General features: G+C 68.0%; 20 protein-coding genes. 17 read left to right on the forward strand and 3 right to left on the reverse strand.

Annotated elements, in window-relative coordinates; all coding sequences use genetic code 11:
• Window positions 1-33: 33 nt before the first annotated feature.
• The 3 genes from CKJ85_RS03190 to CKJ85_RS03200 are packed head-to-tail and all read left to right on the forward strand — an operon-like array spanning window position 34 to window position 2,263.
• Window positions 34-366 (forward strand): hypothetical protein, encoded by a 333-nt coding sequence (locus CKJ85_RS03190; protein WP_095546780.1) that lies wholly within the window; start codon window positions 34-36, stop codon window positions 364-366.
• Entirely contained in the window at window positions 363-1,982 is a 1,620-nt protein-coding gene (locus CKJ85_RS12085; protein WP_198947137.1) for a hypothetical protein, read from the forward strand. The genes CKJ85_RS03190 and CKJ85_RS12085 overlap by 4 nt, the downstream gene beginning before the upstream one ends.
• On the forward strand, window positions 1,982-2,263 hold the full coding sequence (locus CKJ85_RS03200; RefSeq protein ID WP_133064017.1) for a hypothetical protein: 282 nt from the start codon (window positions 1,982-1,984) through the stop codon (window positions 2,261-2,263). Before CKJ85_RS12085 ends, CKJ85_RS03200 begins: the two co-directional genes overlap by 1 nt.
• Before the next feature lie 53 nt (window positions 2,264-2,316).
• On the opposite strand, the gene CKJ85_RS03205 is transcribed toward CKJ85_RS03200, so the two are convergent.
• Window positions 2,317-3,171 (reverse strand): dienelactone hydrolase family protein, encoded by an 855-nt coding sequence (locus CKJ85_RS03205; protein WP_095537263.1) that lies wholly within the window; start codon window positions 3,169-3,171, stop codon window positions 2,317-2,319.
• 105 nt (window positions 3,172-3,276) lie between these two features.
• On the opposite strand from CKJ85_RS03205, the gene CKJ85_RS03210 reads away from it, so the two are divergent.
• The 10 genes from CKJ85_RS03210 to groL all read left to right on the forward strand — a co-directional run bounded on the left by CKJ85_RS03210 (window position 3,277) and on the right by groL (window position 11,227).
• The gene (locus CKJ85_RS03210; protein WP_095553386.1) at window positions 3,277-3,936 is read left to right on the forward strand and encodes a hypothetical protein; all 660 of its coding nucleotides are present in this window, start codon (window positions 3,277-3,279) and stop codon (window positions 3,934-3,936) included.
• Window positions 3,937-3,966: 30 nt separating this feature from the next.
• On the forward strand, window positions 3,967-5,103 hold the full coding sequence (gene alr / locus CKJ85_RS03215; protein ID WP_095553387.1) for an alanine racemase: 1,137 nt from the start codon (window positions 3,967-3,969) through the stop codon (window positions 5,101-5,103).
• Window positions 5,104-5,123: 20 nt separating this feature from the next.
• Window positions 5,124-5,633 (forward strand): tRNA (adenosine(37)-N6)-threonylcarbamoyltransferase complex ATPase subunit type 1 TsaE, encoded by a 510-nt coding sequence (tsaE, locus tag CKJ85_RS03220; protein ID WP_233125645.1) that lies wholly within the window; start codon window positions 5,124-5,126, stop codon window positions 5,631-5,633.
• 10 nt (window positions 5,634-5,643) lie between these two features.
• On the forward strand, window positions 5,644-6,177 hold the full coding sequence (locus CKJ85_RS03225; protein ID WP_095546778.1) for a hypothetical protein: 534 nt from the start codon (window positions 5,644-5,646) through the stop codon (window positions 6,175-6,177).
• Window positions 6,177-6,893, forward strand: a complete 717-nt coding sequence (gene tsaB / locus CKJ85_RS03230; protein WP_095553388.1) for a tRNA (adenosine(37)-N6)-threonylcarbamoyltransferase complex dimerization subunit type 1 TsaB — start codon at window positions 6,177-6,179, stop codon at window positions 6,891-6,893. The genes CKJ85_RS03225 and tsaB overlap by 1 nt, the downstream gene beginning before the upstream one ends.
• Before the next feature lie 9 nt (window positions 6,894-6,902).
• Window positions 6,903-7,427 carry a ribosomal protein S18-alanine N-acetyltransferase gene (gene rimI / locus CKJ85_RS03235; protein WP_095553389.1) on the forward strand — a complete coding sequence of 175 codons (525 nt, stop codon included), beginning with the start codon at window positions 6,903-6,905 and terminating at the stop codon, window positions 7,425-7,427.
• Window positions 7,424-8,476 (forward strand): tRNA (adenosine(37)-N6)-threonylcarbamoyltransferase complex transferase subunit TsaD, encoded by a 1,053-nt coding sequence (gene tsaD / locus CKJ85_RS03240; protein WP_095553390.1) that lies wholly within the window; start codon window positions 7,424-7,426, stop codon window positions 8,474-8,476. The genes rimI and tsaD overlap by 4 nt, the downstream gene beginning before the upstream one ends.
• 126 nt (window positions 8,477-8,602) lie before the next feature.
• The gene (locus tag CKJ85_RS03245; RefSeq protein ID WP_233125644.1) at window positions 8,603-9,097 is read left to right on the forward strand and encodes a hypothetical protein; all 495 of its coding nucleotides are present in this window, start codon (window positions 8,603-8,605) and stop codon (window positions 9,095-9,097) included.
• 177 nt (window positions 9,098-9,274) lie between these two features.
• Window positions 9,275-9,574, forward strand: coding sequence for a co-chaperone GroES (gene groES / locus CKJ85_RS03250; RefSeq protein WP_038588532.1), 300 nt, complete (start codon window positions 9,275-9,277; stop codon window positions 9,572-9,574).
• 21 nt (window positions 9,575-9,595) lie between these two features.
• Entirely contained in the window at window positions 9,596-11,227 is a 1,632-nt protein-coding gene (gene groL, locus CKJ85_RS03255) for a chaperonin GroEL (protein WP_095553391.1), read from the forward strand.
• A gap of 70 nt (window positions 11,228-11,297) precedes the next feature.
• Here the strand turns inward: groL and CKJ85_RS03260 are convergent, their stop codons facing one another.
• Window positions 11,298-11,615 carry a WhiB family transcriptional regulator gene (locus CKJ85_RS03260; RefSeq protein ID WP_095546773.1) on the reverse strand — a complete coding sequence of 106 codons (318 nt, stop codon included), beginning with the start codon at window positions 11,613-11,615 and terminating at the stop codon, window positions 11,298-11,300.
• A 386-nt stretch (window positions 11,616-12,001) separates the two neighbouring features.
• Here CKJ85_RS03260 and CKJ85_RS03265 point away from each other — a divergent pair, with 386 nt between their 5' ends.
• Together CKJ85_RS03265 and CKJ85_RS03270 are read left to right on the forward strand one after the other, a co-directional pair.
• Window positions 12,002-12,589, forward strand: a complete 588-nt coding sequence (locus CKJ85_RS03265) for a sigma-70 family RNA polymerase sigma factor (protein WP_095546772.1) — start codon at window positions 12,002-12,004, stop codon at window positions 12,587-12,589.
• Window positions 12,573-13,559: a hypothetical protein gene (locus tag CKJ85_RS03270; protein WP_095553392.1), complete on the forward strand. Its 987-nt coding sequence runs from the start codon at window positions 12,573-12,575 to the stop codon at window positions 13,557-13,559. The genes CKJ85_RS03265 and CKJ85_RS03270 overlap by 17 nt, the downstream gene beginning before the upstream one ends.
• 18 nt (window positions 13,560-13,577) lie before the next feature.
• Here the strand turns inward: CKJ85_RS03270 and CKJ85_RS03275 are convergent, their stop codons facing one another.
• Window positions 13,578-13,949, reverse strand: a complete 372-nt coding sequence (locus CKJ85_RS03275; RefSeq protein WP_186439349.1) for a DUF5319 domain-containing protein — start codon at window positions 13,947-13,949, stop codon at window positions 13,578-13,580.
• A gap of 124 nt (window positions 13,950-14,073) precedes the next feature.
• Here CKJ85_RS03275 and guaB point away from each other — a divergent pair, with 124 nt between their 5' ends.
• On the forward strand, window positions 14,074-15,597 hold the full coding sequence (gene guaB, locus CKJ85_RS03280) for an IMP dehydrogenase (RefSeq protein ID WP_095553393.1): 1,524 nt from the start codon (window positions 14,074-14,076) through the stop codon (window positions 15,595-15,597).
• Between the two features lie 20 nt (window positions 15,598-15,617).
• A complete protein-coding gene (locus CKJ85_RS03285; protein ID WP_095553394.1) occupies window positions 15,618-16,763 on the forward strand; it encodes a GuaB3 family IMP dehydrogenase-related protein in 1,146 nt (381 codons plus the stop codon).
• Window positions 16,764-16,777: the final 14 nt, after the last annotated feature.

A 16,777-nucleotide genomic window follows, 5' to 3' on the forward strand; every position in this document is an offset into this window, starting at 1 on the left:
ACGCGGGTCGGGGGACATCATGGGGGTGGAACAATGAGCGCATCGCAGCACGGCGTCGACGTCGATGTTGAGGCGGTTCGCGAGCATTACACGCAAGCCATCGGCGCGTACGAGGCGGCGGGGGAGGCCATCGCGGCGCATCCCGCGCGGGTTGAGCCCGCGAGCTTTGGCCAGGGGTTTGCGAGTCAGGGGGTGCGAATAGCGGCGGCGCTCGAGCTTATCGACGCCACCACGTCCGCCTACTTACGCACCCGCACACACAACTGGGAACGCATCATGCAGCTGGCCTCCGACGTGGCGAGCACGGACGAGGGCAACGCGTCCGGCTTCGGGCCGGGGATTGGCGCCGGGGAGGTGCTCTCGTGACGGCGGTGGAGGCAGAAGTGCAGCGGATGATGTCGCTGATTTCGGCGGCGCCGGTGGCGTGTCCAAGCAAACGTGCGACCGCGCAGGGGATGGCGAACGAGCTCCTCTGCAGCATCGACAGGCTGCGGGGCCAGAACCTTAGCCAGTTCGCGCAGACGGGCGCGCAGCTGCGCGCCCGGTGCGGTGGCACGGGCAGTGTGCGCACGGGCGGGAGCCTGGGGACTGACATCTTCGGGCCTCCCGGCGGCGGCCGCGGTCCCACAGGCGAGCCGATCTGCGGGCCCTGGTTCGACGAGGTGGGCATTACCGCGCGCGAGTCCTCGGACACCGAGCGGGAAGCCGAGCACTTCACGCAGGTCGATGAGGTCGGCGGGCAGATCGAGGAGTGCTGCAAGGCCATCGAGGACGTGTGCGCGACGGGCGACATCGCGATGCAGGAGATGCTCTCCCCGGTGTGCACCATGCTGGAGATGATTGTGAAGTTCGGGTTCCCGCAGCTCACCGACCAGGTCATTGACGTGGCGATTGGTGCGCTCACGCAGGCGAATGCGACCGCGTCGGACCGCAACTGCGTGATCGAGGACTGCCTGGACACGATCGCGAAGTGCGTGGAGCAGGTCGCTGAGCGGCAGCCGGCACCCGCGGTGGAGTACGGCGGCGGTGCCTGTGGCGCGGGCGCGGCGGGAGGCGTGGGCGCGAGCGCGGCCGGGACGGTTGCTGCGCAGTGCACGGAACCGGTTCAGGCTCCCTCCCCGAAGCCGGCGCCGCAGCCTGTGGCGCCGCCGGCTGTCGCACCGGAGCCAGCGCCGGCACCGGTACCGGAGCCCCCGGCCCAGCGCGAGTGCCCCCGCTTCGAGTCGCGGTGCGTTGAGCGTCCCGCTCCGGTGGGCGTGGGCGTAGCGAGCCTCTCCGCGTCACAGGCCGCGACGTCGGCGGCGTCCGCCGCGTTGGGCGCTGGCGCCGGGGTGTTCCCGCAGGTGGTCCAGCCGCCAGCGCCGCAGATGCCGCCGATGAACATTGAGGTGAACTTCAACTACGCGCTCGACGGCGCCGTCAACGCGGGGCTTGAGGCAGTGGACTGCGAGACGGTGTCGCAGTTCCAGCCCCCTGTGCAGCAGGTTTCCTCGGATTCCTCTGCGTGGGTCGGCACGTTGGTGCAGGTCGGCGCCGCGGCGGTGCTCGAGGGGCTCGACTGTTTTGCGGCCTCGCTCGACGCGGTGGCGGAGTGCCCCGGGGCGGAGTGCTGTACGCACGAAGTCACGGAGCCAGAGCCAGAGCCGGTGCCCGAGCCAGAGCCTGAACCGACGCCGGAGCCCGAGCCCGAACCGGTGCCCGAGCCCGAACCTGTGCCCGAGGACGGCGTGATCCCGCCGCCACCTGAGCTTGCGCAGGTGGAGGAGCCGGCCCCGCCGCCGGAGAAGGTCGCGCACCTGGAGGGCGCGCCGACCGAAGCGGCCCAGGCTCCCGAGCCACCGGCTGCCGCTGACCCGGTCGTCGAACCGCAACCGGAGCAGCACGAAGGACAAACCGAACACACAGCAGAGCCTGAACACACCGAGCAACCAGCGCAGGACGCGCATGAACCGTGGGCAATCAAGAAGACAGGGGAATGGTGATGGATTTCGCAGAGTTTGCCGAGCAGTACCGGCGACGTACCCAGAAGCGCATGCTGGATTTCGAGGCCATGCTCAGAGACAACCAGCGCAAAATGGCGCAGACCGCGAAGTACCACGCGATGGCGCAGGCGAACCCGAACAAGCCACCGCTGGTCGTGCCGCGCGGAGAGTACAGCTACCCGCTCAAGACATCCAAGCTGCTACAACCGCCGGAGGACGGGCAGAAGCCGATCCGGGCGGTGCTGCGCCGCGAGCCACCGAACGGGAGGCGCCCACGGTAGGGATGATCGCGAGGCTGCGCCTAAAACGTGCCTAAAACGTGCCTCAAACGTGCCTAGAACAGCGAGAACCCGCTGTCGTCGCGGCTCAGCCCGGCGGCCTCTGCCAGGTCGTCGCCCACCAGCGACTTCACGCTGCCGCCCGCGGCCTCCGGGTCGGAGTAGGCGGAGTACTTGTTCTCCCCGCCGAGCTGGTGCAGGAGGAACCCGGTGACCAGGCCGCGCGCGGTCTCCTGGATGCTGCGGTTGGACTTGCCCAGCCCGAGGACGCGCTTGAGCAGGCCGTCCTCGGAAAACTCCTGCTGGTCGCCCTTCTTGATGGTGCGGTAGCACGCGTCACCGGCCCAGTTGTAGGCCAGCTTCGCGGGGTTGCCCGGATCAAACAGTGCGTCGCCCTCGGGGCCTGGGCCGATGATCATCGCGGGCACGAACGTGGAGCGCGCCGCCTCCGTGGAGGAGGGAGCCACGTTTGCGGGGTAGATCGACGCAACGGCGCGGACCTGCGGGTTGTCCACGGAGGCGAGCACCGCGGCGCCGCCGCCCATGCCGTGGCCGACCATGCCGAGCTTGCCGGAGGAGACCGTAATGTTGCCGTTGCCCAGGCGCACGCCCGCGCAGATCTGCAGCGCCGTTTCGAGGTCGGCGGCGAAGCCGCGGTGGTCGGGCGCCAGCCCCGTTTCCGTGTTCGGCGCGGCGACGACGATGCCCCAGCTGGCCAGGTGGCGCAGGAAGCGGTGGTAGTCGCCGACCTTCTTGGTCCAGTCGTGCCCGAAGGCGACGGCGGGCAGGTCCTTGCCTTCCACCGGCGCGTACACCTTGCCGGGCAGGCCGGTGTAGCCCAGGTCGCCCTCGAGGACGCGGTGCGGGCCGCGCTTGGACAGTTCGGAAAGATTCTTCAACTTCGCAGACACGCCGACAATGGTACTCGAGCAGTGCGTCGCACGTGCGCAGTCCACGGCTTCGGCCCCGCGCGTCGTTTCGGCTAGGGTGAGCCGGGAACGATAGGAGGTGGCAGGATGCTCGGCGCACTCTCGCTCGCATTCGTCGATTCGGTGAACCTACTGCTTATCGGCGTCATCGTGACGGTAGGCATCATGGTGCCCCGCCACAGCCGCACCTACGCAGCCATCACGGCGCTGCTCATCGCGGGCGATTGGCTGGGCGTGGCCAGCCTCGCCCTGCTCATGCTCGCTATTTTCGACGGCCTCGGGCCCCTCGTTCACGACTTCGTCGACGGCCCCATCTTCGGCGTGCTCCTCCTGGTCACAGGCTTGGCCACCGCGGTGCTCGCGCTGAAGGGCGGGGACAACAGCAAGCTTATCGACGCCATCTTGAAAACGCTCCGCAAACCAAACGCCCTGACGGTGGTCACCGGCTTCATCCTCGGTGTGGTGCAATCAGCCACCTCGATGCCATTTTATGGCGGGCTGGCCCTGCTCTCCACTGCGGGTATTCCGCCGGAGATCCGCTACACCTCGCTGGTCCTCTACGCCACCGTGGCCCTGTCGCTGCCAACCTTGTCCGCGCTGCTGGTCGGCTGGGTCCGCGCGCGCCCGGAGAGCCTGGCGGGCCGCGGGTTTGCGTGGGCGCGCTCGAACCCCCACACGGTGACCCTGGCCGCGACGTGGGCGGTGTCCGCCTTGCTCATCCTGCTCGGCGTCCTGCACTTGCTTTAAACCGGTCGCGAGTGGTGCACAATAGCGTGCATGAACCCAACACGTCCGCAACCGCTGGTCACCCGCATCGATCTTGATGCCATCGCGCACAACACTCGCGTCCTCGCAGCACAGGCGGGGCCCGCGCGCCTGATGTGTGTGGTGAAGGCGGACGCCTACAACCACGGCGTGCAGCGCTGCGTGCCGGTGATGGACCGCAACGGCGCGGAGGCGTTCGGTGTCGCCACCTTCGCGGAGGCCCGCCAGGTCGCCCAGCTCACCGACAAGCCGGTCCTGGCCTGGCTGTGGACCCCGGGCGAGGAGATCCCCGCCGGCATCGAGGTCGGCGTCCCCTCGCTTGCGCACCTGGGCATGCTTCTCGACGCCACCGCGACCCCCACCCCCACCCGCGTCCACCTCATCGTGGACACCGGCATGAACCGTTCCGGGCTGGACGAGGACGCGTGGCCCGAGGCCTTCGCACGGGCGGCGCGCGCCGAGGCGGAAGGGGCGATCCGCGTCGTCGGCCTGATGAGTCACCTGGCCTGCGCGGACGACCCGGGCAACCCGTTTACCGCGGAGCAGCTCGCCGCGTTTGCCCGCGCCCAGGCGCAGGCGCGGGCGGCGGGCCTGGCCCCGCGGGTCAACCACATCGCAAACTCGCCGGCCCTGTGGACCTGCCCGGAGGCGCACTGCGAGCAAGTACGACCGGGGCTGAGCTTGTACGGCGATGAACCGGTGCCGGGCCAGACCCACGGGCTGCGGACCGCGATGACGTGGGCGGCCCGCGTGGTGGCGGTCAAGCAGATCGCGCGCGGCGAGTCCGTGAGCTACGGCCTGACCTGGCAGGCGCCGGAGGACGGGTACACGGCGCTCGTCCCGGTGGGCTACGCCGACGGGGTGGGCCGCTCGTGGCAGGACCACTTCGGAGCCACCATCGGCGGGCAGTGGTACCCGCAGGTGGGCAGGGTGTGCATGGACCAGATTGTGCTGTGGCTTGGCGCGGATGGTGCCACCGGCGCTAGCCCCGTGCGCCCGGGGGACGAGGCGGTGCTCTTCGGCGACGGCGGCGTGAGCGCGGACGAGCTGGCGGGCGCGGTGGGCACGATCAATTACGAGGTGCTGTGCGCGCCCAAGGGCAGGACGGTGCGGGAGTATGTTGGGGAGGGAAGAGAGGGGCGTCGATAAGCGAAAGGCGAGGGAGACACGTGCAACGAGTGTGCGAAACTGCGGCTGAGACGAAGGCGCTCGGCCGCGAGCTCGGCGCGACCCTGCGCGCGGGCGATGTGGTGATTCTGGACGGGCCGCTCGGCGCCGGGAAGACGACGCTGACGCAGGGCATTGCGGACGGGCTCGGCGTGAAGGGGCGGGTGACCAGCCCGACGTTTGTGATTGCGCGGGAGCATCGGTCGCTGTCCGGCGGCCCCTCGCTGATTCACGTCGACGCGTACCGGCTGCTCGGTGAGGGCTCGAGCGGCGACCCGCTCGGCGAGCTTGACGCGCTGGACCTGGATACGGAGCTGGACCGGGCCGTGGTGGTCGCGGAGTGGGGCGGCGGACTGATCGAGCAGCTCGGGTCGCGCTACCTGCTGGTCACGCTGGACCGCGAGACGATGGTGCGCGAGGACCCCGACTCGGAGGGGCGCATTATTGGCTGGGAGTGGCGCGGCGGCGAGCCGGGTGAGGGGCAAACTGGCGATCTTGGTCAGTCAATGTAGGCTTTAGCCCATGCTGAAGCTCTCCAACACCAACCGCGGATGGGTTGCGCTGGCCTGCGCTTTGTGGGTCGTGCTGCTCGTCGCGATGATTTTCATCCCCATGTCCCGCCCGAATGCGCAGGCAGCCTCCGCAACGCCGACGAACTCGCTGCAGGACTCCATCGAGGAGCTCAACCCGAGCGGCGACGCGCTCATGGGGCAGATGCTGGACCCGAGCCAGATTTACGACGCAGAGCAGTACATGGGCTTTACCACCCTGTGCCCGACTGAGCCGCCGGAGCTGCTGAACAGCAAGCTGGAGGCACTGCACCTCTCCCAGGACGACCTGGAGATGAGCGCCGACGAGAACGCCAGCGATGACGAGAAGAACACCGCGTACGTCGCGCTGCTGAAGCAGGATGAAAACGCCGAGCCGGGTCTGGACAAGGTGGATCTGCGCTACGTGGACATCTGCCAGGCCCCGGCCACCACTGCGTACCCGCTGCAGACCCCGATCATCGTGGGCAAGCAGGGCGGCAAGTGGTTCATGATGCCGGCGCAGTAATGCTTGTACTCGCACTCGACACGGCAACGACAGATCTGGTCGCGGGCCTGGCGGAGGTCCCCGACCCCGCTGACCCCGCCAGCCCTAATTCCTGCGAGGTAATCGCGGAGTCCGTGACCGCCACCCGCGCCCACAACGAGTTGCTCGTCCCCACGGTGACGCAGCTTCTTCAGGGCGCGGGTCGCGCGTTTGCGGACATCGACGCCATCGTGGTGGGCTGCGGCCCTGGCCCGTTCACCGGTCTGCGCGTGGGGATGGCAACGGCGTCCGCGTTCGGCCAGGCTCTGGGCGTCCCCGTCCACGGCGTGGTCACGCACGACGCGGTCGCCGCTTTGCTGGACGCCCCCTCGGCCCTCGTGGTCACCGACGCCCGCAGGCGCGAGGTGTACTGGGCGCGTTACGACGCCGGCGCGCGCGTAGACGGCCCCGACGTGGTGGCCCCGGCGGCGTTGGAGTGCCCGCCGGTGGCGGTCTGCTCGGTCCCCGAGCAGCTCGCCGAGCAGCTCCCCGAACAACTCACGGCGCAGGCGGAGCGGGTGACCTACCAGGCGCCAACCACCGCCGGTCTTCTCGCCGCGGCCGACCTCACCGCGACACCCGGCCCGCTGGTGCCGCACTACCTGCGCCGCCCGGACGCCGTCCCGCCGAAGGCGACCCCGAGGTCGCCCGCCCTGCCGGAGGTGGACCTCTCCCAGTTCCGCGCGTCGGGGAAGTAAGGGGAGCACGTGCAGTTTCGGGAACTGGTCCCGGCGGACGCCGCCCGCGTCGCCGAGCTGGAGCAAGCCCTGTTTGCGGGCGACCAGCCGTGGACCGAGAAGATGCTGCTGGCGGAGTTTGCCCAGCGCCACACCTTCTACGTCGGCGCCTTCGATGGCGGCGACACTGACGGCGACACTGACGGTGGCGTGCTCATCGGCTACGCCGGCCTGGCCATGCTGGGCCCGCGCGAGGACCCCGAGTTTGAGATCCACACCATCGGCGTCGACCCGGCGCACCAGCGCCGCGGCGTCGGCCGAGCACTGATGGACCAGCTCCTGCACACCGCCGACCTGCTCGACGGGCCCGTGTTCCTCGAGGTGCGCACAGACAACGCCCCCGCGATTGCCATGTACGAGCGCTACGGCTTTGCCACCACCGGCGTGCGCAAGAACTATTACCAGGCGTCGGGCGCGGACGCGTACGCTATGATGCGCCCCCGCAGGACCGCGCGGGGAAGTCATACATCACCAGAAGGGGAGCAGGAAGCATGATCGTGCTGGGGATTGAATCGTCGTGCGATGAGACCGGCGTGGGCATCGTGGACCTGCACCCGGACGGGACGATGGAGGTCCTCGCGGACGCCGTCGCGTCCTCGATGGAGCAGCACTCGCGCTTCGGCGGCGTGGTGCCGGAGATCGCCTCGCGCGCCCACCTCGAGGCCATGCCGCAGGTCATGGAGGCCGCGCTGCGCGAGGCCGGCATTGCCAAACCCGATGCCGTCGCCGCGACCGTCGGCCCGGGCCTCGCCGGCGCGCTGCTGGTCGGCGCGTCCGCGGCGAAGGCGTACGCCGCCGCCTGGGGCGTGCCCTTTTACGGCGTGAACCACCTCGGCGGCCACGTCGCGGTGGCCAATCTGGAGGGCGAGTCCGAGCTGCCGCACTCCATCGCCCTGCTGGTTTCCGGCGGCCACACCCAGCTGCTCGAGGTCCAGGCCGTGGGCCGCCCGATGCGGGAGATGGGCTCGACGCTTGACGACGCCGCCGGCGAGGCCTACGACAAAGTCGCCCGCCTCCTCGGCCTCGGGTACCCGGGCGGACCCGTGGTGGACAAGCTGGCGGCGCAGGGTGACCCGAACGCCATCGCGTTCCCGCGCGGCCTGTTCAAAGCGCAGGACCTGCGTGGGGAGCACCGCTTCGACTTTTCCTTCTCCGGGCTGAAGACCGCGGTCGCCCGCTACGTGGAGGCCGCTGAGCGAGAGGGGCGCGTCATCAGCATGGAGGACGTGTGTGCCTCCTTCCAGGAAGCGGTGTGTGACGTGCTCACCGCCAAGGCCGTCATGGCCTGCGAGGACACCGGCGCACGGACGCTGCTGCTCGGCGGCGGCGTGGCGGCCAACTCGCGGCTGCGCGGTCTCGCGCGCGAGCGCTGCGAGGCCCACGGCATCGAGCTACGGGTTCCGCGCTTCAAGCTGTGCACGGACAACGGCGTGATGATCGCTGCGCTGGCCGGCCAGCTCATCCACGAGGGCGCGCAGCCGTCCCCGCTGTCCACTGCCACCGACACGTCGCTCGAGGTGGAAACGCCGCTCGTCGGCGCGTGACCCCTGGCCCGGAGGAGCTTTCGCTCCTGCACAAACGCTGGGGAGTGACTATGTTGGTGGGCGAGAGTAGAGCCAAGAGTAGATCACTGCACCAGAGCAGCACTGCGCCAGGGAGGATTGCTGACCATGACTGATGCATCACACGCCACGGGCCACACGCCGGAGACCACGACGAATCCGGAGCAGGCGGACCGGGAGCGGTTCGGCTTCCTGGTGTCGCCGGACCTGAGCTACCGCCGCATCGTGTTTGATGAGGACACGGCGCGTGACTTCCTTGGCGGGATGCACGACGACTTTGTTGACGTCGCATTTGAGCAGGAAGGCAACCGCTTCCACGCGCTGTTCAACCCGGAGGCTCGCGCTCAGGGCGCGGAGCCGAACCCGGTGGCCTCTTTGGCGCGCAACACCGCGGCGACGAACAACCCGGCGTTTCTCACGGACCCGACCCGCGCGATCTGCGGACCGGTCATCTTTACCAACCGCGAGGGCAAGAGCGTGGAGGAGCGCACCATCGAGTCTGTGGATCAGGCGATCCGCGCGGTGCAGAATTACCGTGAGGACAATCCGGAGGAATACGAGCTCTGGCGCAACGCGGTACTGAACGCGGATCACGCGCAGTAGCGATTTCGGGGGGCCGTGTTGTTGTGACTTAGCACTCGTGTGGGTAGAGTGCTAACCAGGTTGTGTAGAGCACAGTTGTTTACCCGCGACGACGGCTGCGCATCGAGACAATCGAGACAACTGCAAAACCTGCAAGATTGCAACGCAACATCACGAAAGGTCACCAAGGTACCGATTATGGCAAACGTCAATATCAAGCCGCTGGAAGACAAGGTTCTCGTCCAGATCGCAGAGGCTGAAACCACCACCGCCTCCGGCCTGGTTATCCCGGACTCTGCCGCTGAGAAGCCGCAGGAAGCCGTCGTCATCGCTGTTGGTCCGGGTCGTCTGGACGACAACGGCAACCGCGTCGCCCCGGACGTCAAGGAGGGCGACACCGTCGTGTTCTCCAAGTACGGCGGCACCGAGCTGAAGTACAACGGCGAGGAGTACCTGCTGCTGTCTGCTCGCGACCTGCTCGCTGTCGTCGAAAAGTAAGCGAAGGGGGCTTAGCCACCAATGGCAAAACTTATCGCTTTTGAACAGGAGGCCCGCGAGGGCATCCAGCGCGGCGTGGACATCCTCGCCGACGCAGTCAAGGTCACCCTCGGCCCGCGCGGCCGCAACGTGGTCCTCTCCAAGTCCTGGGGCGGCCCGACCGTGACCAATGACGGCGTGACCATCGCGCGCGACATCGACCTCGAGGATCCGTTTGAGAACCTCGGCGCGCAGCTGGTCAAGTCCGTCGCCGTCAAGACCAACGACATCGCTGGTGACGGCACCACCACCGCGACCTTGCTCGCGCAGGCGCTCGTGTCCGAGGGGCTGCGCAACGTTGCCGCGGGCGCGAACCCGATCGAGCTGAACAAGGGTATCTCCGCTGCGGCCGAGAAGGTCGTCGAGGAGCTGCGCGAGCGCGCCACCCCGGTCTCCGCATTCGCCGAGATCGCGAACGTGGCTACCGTGTCCTCTCGCGACCCGGAGGTCGGCGAGATGGTCGCCGGCGCGATGGACAAGGTGGGCAAGGACGGTGTGCTCACCGTCGAGGAGTCCCAGTCCATCGACTCTTACGTGGACCTCACCGAGGGCATCTCCTTTGACAAGGGCTTCCTGTCGCCGTACTTCATGACGGATCCGGACGCCGGCCAGGCCGTGCTCGAGGACGCGCGCGTCCTGCTGGTCCGCAACAAGATCTCGTCGCTGCCGGACTTCCTGCCGCTGCTGGAGCAGATCGCGGAGGCGTCCGTGCCGCTGCTGATCATCGCGGAGGACGTCGAGGGCGAGCCGCTGCAGGCCCTCGTGGTCAACACGATGCGCAAGACCCTGAAGGTCGCCGCCGTCAAGGCGCCGTACTTCGGCGAGCGCCGCAAGGCGTTCATGGACGACCTGGCCGTGGTCACCCAGGCCACCGTCATTGACCCGGAGGTCGGCGTCAACCTCAAGGACGCCACCCTCGACCAGCTCGGCCGCGCACGCCGCGTCACCGTGACCAAAGACGACACAGTGCTTGTCGACGGCGCGGGGACGGCCGAGGCCATCGAGGAGCGTCGCAACCAGATCCGTCGCGAGATCGAGTCCACCGATTCCACCTGGGATCGGGAGAAGGCAGAGGAGCGCCTGGCCAAGCTGTCCGGCGGCGTCGCTGTCATCCGCGTCGGCGCCGCCACCGAGACCGAGGTCAACGAGCGCAAGCTGCGCGTCGAGGACGCCATCAACGCCGCGCGCGCCGCGGTGCAGGAGGGCGTGATCGCCGGCGGCGGTTCCGCGCTCGTGCAGATTGCGAAGGAGCTCGAGTCCTACGCCGAGCAGTTCGCGGGCGAGCAGAAAGTCGGCGTGCTGGCCGTCGCCCGCGCGCTGCGCAAGCCGGCGTACTGGATCGCTGACAACGCGGGCCTGGACGGCTCCGTCGTTGTCTCCAAGATCGCCGAGATGAACAACGACGAGGGCTTCAACGCCGCCACGCTCGAGTACGGCAACCTCGTCGAGCAGGGCATCATCGACCCGGTGAAGGTGACCCACTCCGCAGTGGTTAACGCCACCTCCATCGCCCGCATGGTGCTCACCACGGAGGCATCCGTGGTGACCAAGCCTGCCGAGGAGGACGAGGCCGCAGGTGCCGCTGGCCACGCAGGCCACGCGCACCAGCGGTAGACTCACCGCGCGCCGGTTGGACCGGCAAAATGCCCCGGGACTTAAAGTCCCGGGGCATTTTGTGTGGGCGCTACTTTGCGGAGGCCGCAGCTGGCACCTTCACGCTGCTGCCGTGCCCGCCGCGCAGGATCACCTGGCGCTCGGACTCGCTCATGCCGCCCCAGATGCCGTACGGCTCAGCGACGCGGAGCGCGTGCTCGCGGCACTGCTCGAGGACGGGGCAGGTGTAGCAGATCGCCTTCGCGCGGTTCTCGCGCTGCGCGCGGGCGCGTCCGCGCTCTCCATCCGGGTGGTAGAACACCTCGGAAGCTTCGCCACGGCATGCGCTGTGGAGCTGCCAATCCCAGAAGTCTGCGTTCGGTCCGGGAAGCTGATGCGGCAGGGACATTATCGTAGAGGCTCCTTGTAGAGAATGTGCTGAAGAGAAAGCGTGTGAAGTTGTGCCGGCGGGCCGCGCGGGGCGTCACCGATTTCGAAGTGTCCACCGCCTTGGTAAACGATAGGTTTCCCATGGGTGTCCCACAGCTGTATTCGCGCAAGCAACGCCGAAAAAATGCACTGTGAGCAGGGTGGATGATAAAGGTAAAGCGCTGGTGAACTTTAAGGGAACCTTGGAAGAGGTGCGGAAAATGCCGGGGAGGTGGCGTCGATAAGCGCTCTGTGGGCGTGTGTGCCTACTGGACCGCGGTGCAACATTATGGTCTGCGACCTATTACACTTCCTACGGTTACTTAAAACGGTGGACCTTAAGCCGGCGAGCGAGCAAGGAGCGAGATGACGACTCCCCACGATGAGGACGAGCTGCAGCGGCTCGTCCCCCTCGCCGCAAACGGGGACAAGCGGGCACTGCAGCGGGTGCTGGCCATCGTGCACCCGATGGTGCTGCGCTACACCCGCGCACGGATTGGCGGGCACCGCATGCCCACGGCGGAGGACGTCGCGCAGGAGATCTGCCTCGCGGTGGCCACCTCGATCCACCGCTACGTGGACCAGGGCAAGCCGTTTATGGCGTTCGTGTACGGCATCGCGTTTAACAAGGTCGCTGACGCGCACCGCGCGCTCTCGCGCGACAAGCTCACCCCCACCGAAGAGGTGCCGGATGAGGAGTTTCACGGCCTGACTCCGGAGGAGTTTGCGCTGGTGGGGGACGGGAGTAACAGAGCGCGCGCGTTGCTCGATGTACTCAATGACAAGGCGCGCGACATCGTCATCCTGAGGGTGTTCGTCGGCCTTTCCGCAGAGGAGACGGCGCAGGCTGTGGGCTCGACCGCGGGTGCGGTGCGAGTTGCCCAGTACCGTGCGCTGGCGACGCTGCGTAAAAAACTGGAGGAAGGGGAGTTGCACAATGACTCGGCGCGATGATGAGGCCACCGAGGAGTTCGCCGCGGTAGCTGACGTAGACGCTTGGCTTGATGCGATCGCTGCAGGCGAGGACCCCTCCGGCGGCGAGGATGAGCTCGCAGCACTCTTCCTGGACTTGAAGGGCGAGGTGGATCGTCCCGCGTCGGAGCCGCTGCTTATCGACGCCACGTCGACCCCCTCCGACAACCCCGACGCCTCCGACGCTTCCGACGAGACCGGTACAGCAGGTTCCGTCATCCCGTTCCGCAGCGCGTCCCGGAAGCCGCGCCGGTCGCGCCGTGGTGTGAGCCCGTGGGTCTCCGGCCTGGTCGGCGCTGCCGCGGCGACCGCCGTTGTCACCGGCAGCGGGGCGGCGCTCTACAACGCAACCCCTGGTTCGCCCCTCTGGGGCCCGGCGACCGCAGTCTTTGGTGACCGCACCGCGGCCGTCGAGCTGGCCGCCACGCTCGACGAGCTCGAGGCGGCCAACGACTCCGGCGACAAGGACGCGGCGTCCGCGCTGTTCGAGCAGGCCAGGGCGCTGCTTGCATCCATGGAGCCGCGGGCAAATCAGGGCCGGGACGGCGAAGAGGGCCGGGCCCCGATCACCACGATGCGTACCAAGGTCTCCACGGTGACGGTCACCCCGCCGCCTGCTGAGCCGCCGGCTCCCGCTCCGGAGCCGCAGACCGTGACGGAAACGGTGGTGCCCTCAGCCAGCCCGCAGCCGCCCCTGGAGCAGCCGGCGTCCAGCGCGGCCGACCGACCGAGCGCTCAGCCGTCCAGCCAGCCCAGTGCCGTTCGCCCGAACCCACTACCTCAACCGAGCGCGGCTGCGCCAAGCCAGGGCGCAGAGTCCGGGAACGAGGAAAGCGCTGCGGACGGGGCGGTCGCGCCGTCGCAGGTGGATCAGGGTGCAGCCGGGGAAAGCGAGGGTGCCGGGTCGGTGGCGGACCACAGCGACGCGCTTGGTCAGGCGCAGAACTACTAGGAAGCGCCGGGCCCGAAGTTAGCGGGCCTCCAGGCCGTCGAGGAACCCCATGGCGTAGTCCCAGGTGACGTAGGCGTCGTAATCAATTTCCGCGCTCGGCTCGTGCACCGGCGGGAGCTGGTTGCGCAGGGTGGCCAGCATGTTGTGTTCCATGATGGCCCAGTCGTAGTAGTGCCATTGCTCGCAGTCGTCGCACATGAAGTAGATGCCGCGGATGCCGCGGGGCTGCAGGCGACGGATGCAGTCGCGAACGCACTGCAGGTCGCGCAGCACGTCGGCACGCTCCTGCGGGGAGAGGGGTTCCGGGAGCGCGTCATCCTCAATAAACGACGCCGGATCGTTCGGGTCATCCGCGAACGGGTCCTTGGGCATCATGTCATCAAAGTTCACACCACCAACCCTATGTGCTTTGCGGGCCCGTGCCAATTCCCCCGCCTTACGTGAAACGGCGCTGACGATATATCATGACGGAAAGTAAACGGTGTGACCCGCGCGGGAGAGGAGACGCAGCAATATGGCAAATGAACGAGTTCTCACAGGTGGCGACGACCCGAACAAGGTGGCGCTGCGAGGCCTGACTTTTGACGATGTGCTGCTCCTGCCGGCCGAGTCCCACATCGTGCCCGCCGAGGTGTCCACGACGTCCAAGTTCAGCCGCAACATTACCCTCGGCATGCCGATTGCGTCGGCGGCGATGGACACCGTCACCGAGTCGCGTATGGCCATCGCCATGGCCCGCCAGGGTGGTATTGGCGTGCTGCACCGCAACTTGAGCGCGCAGGATCAGGCGGAAAACGTCGACGTGGTCAAGCGCTCTGAGTCTGGCATGGTGACCAACCCAGTCACCGCGCGCCCGGACATGACCGTGAACGACGTGGACGCGCTGTGTGCCCGGTTCCGGATCTCCGGGCTGCCGGTCGTGGACGAGGACGAGCGCCTCGTGGGCATCGTTACCAACCGCGACATGCGGTTCGAGCGCGACTACGAGCGCAAGGTCGCCGAGATTATGACGCCGATGCCGCTGGTCGTGGCAGAAGAGGGCGTGACCAAGGAGAAGGCGCTCGAGCTGCTTTCCGCAAACAAGGTGGAGAAGCTGCCGATCGTGTCCAAGGACGGCAAGCTGGTCGGTCTGATCACCGTGAAGGACTTTGTGAAGACGGAGCAGTACCCGAACGCGTCCAAGGACGCGAACGGCCGCCTGCTCGTCGCCGCCGGTATCGGCACCGGTGAGGACTCTTACGACCGCGCCGGTCTGCTGGCCGAGGCCGGCGTCGACGCCCTCGTGGTCGACTCCGCACACGCGCACAACAACCGCGTGCTGGAGATGGTCGCGCGCGTGCAGAAGGACTTCGGCGACCGCCTCGACGTCATCGGCGGCAACCTGGCCACCCGCTCCGCGGCGCAGGCGATGATCGACGCCGGCGCGGACGCCATCAAGGTGGGCATCGGCCCGGGGTCGATCTGCACCACCCGCGTTGTTGCCGGCGTCGGCGCGCCGCAGATCACCGCGATCATGGAGGCCTCCGTGCCGGCGCACAAGGCGGGCGTGCCGATCATTGCAGACGGCGGCATGCAGTTCTCCGGCGATGTGGCCAAGGCCCTGGCCGCCGGCGCATCGACCGTCATGCTTGGCTCCATGCTCGCCGGTACCGCCGAGGCCCCGGGCGAGATCGTCGTGGTGGGCGGCAAGCAGTACAAGCGCTACCGCGGCATGGGCTCCATGGGCGCCATGCAGGGCCGCGGCCTGACGGGGGAGAAGCGTTCCTTCTCCAAGGACCGCTACTTCCAGGCCGATGTGACCAGCGAGGACAAGCTGGTGCCGGAGGGTGTTGAGGGGCGCGTGCCATTCCGCGGCGAGCTCGACTCCATCACCCACCAGATCGTCGGCGGCCTGCGCGCAGCGATGGGCTACACCGGCTCCGCATCGATCGAGGAGCTGCAGACCAAGCAGTTCGTTCAGATCACCACGGCTGGCCTGCGCGAATCCCACCCGCACGACATCACCCAGACCGTCGAGGCACCGAACTACCGCCACTAGGATCGAGTTGTAACAACACCATGCACGAATACGTGGAAATTGGCAGCGGCCGCGAGGCGCGCAAGGCCTATGACCTCCGCGATCTGTCCCTGGTCCCGGCGCGCCGCACGCGCTCGTCCAAGGACGTCGACGCCACCTGGCATATCGACGCTTACACGTTCGACCTGCCACTGTGCTCGCACCCGACGGACGCGCTGGCCAGCCCCGAGTTTGTCATTGAGATGGGCAAGCAGGGCGGCCTGGGCATCCTCAACGCGGAGGGCCTGCTGGGCCGTCACGCGTCGTTCGCGGACTCCGTGGCAAAAGTCGTCGGCGCGGCGAGCACCGACTGGCACGAGATGGAGACCATGCTGCAGTCCCAGTCGCGCGGCACCGCCGTGCTGCAGGAGCTGCACCAGGCGAAGTTGGACATGGACCTGTTTGCGGAGCACATGGCGCGCGTGCGCGACTCGGGCGCGACCGTCGCGGTGCGCGTGAGCCCGCAGAACGCGCGCGAGCTGGCGCCGCACCTGATCAAGGCGGGCGCAGAGATCCTGTTTATCCAGGGCACCATCATCTCCGCCGAGCACGTGCAGCAGGGCGGCGAGCCGCTCAACCTGAAGGAGTTCATCGGCTCCCTCGACGTCCCGGTGATCGCCGGCGGCGTCTTTGACTACAGCACCGCGATGCACCTCATGCGCTCGGGCGCGGCCGGCGTGATCGTCGGCTCCGGCCAGTCGAACCAGAACATGGCGCTGGACGTCCCGCTGGCCACCGCGATCGCCGACGTGGCCGCGGCGCGCCGCGACTACCTGGATGAGACTGGTGGCCGCTACGTCCACGTCCTCGCTGACGCGGACGTGCGCACCTCTGGCCAGATTGCCGTTGCGCTCGCGCTGGGCGCGGACGCGGTCATGGTGGGCGAGCCGCTCGCTCGCGCCGCGGAGGCCTCCGGCGAGGGCATGTACTGGGAGTCGGTGCTGGGGCACCCGCGCTTCCCGCGTGGTGAGATGCGTCGGGTGGTTGCTGCCGAGGAGCGCCAGCCGCTGGAGATTGTGCTGCACGGACCGTCGCACGACCCGTACGGCACCATGAACCTGGTGGGTGGCCTGCGCAGGATCATGGCGAAGTGCGGTTACACGGACACCAAGTCGTTCCAGAAGGTGAATCTGACCGTCCGAGAATAATCGGATATTGCGCA

The sequence above is a fragment of the Corynebacterium sp. NML 150383 genome (assembly GCF_002285085.1).
GTDB classification, from domain to species: Bacteria; Actinomycetota; Actinomycetes; order Mycobacteriales; family Mycobacteriaceae; genus Corynebacterium; species Corynebacterium gottingense.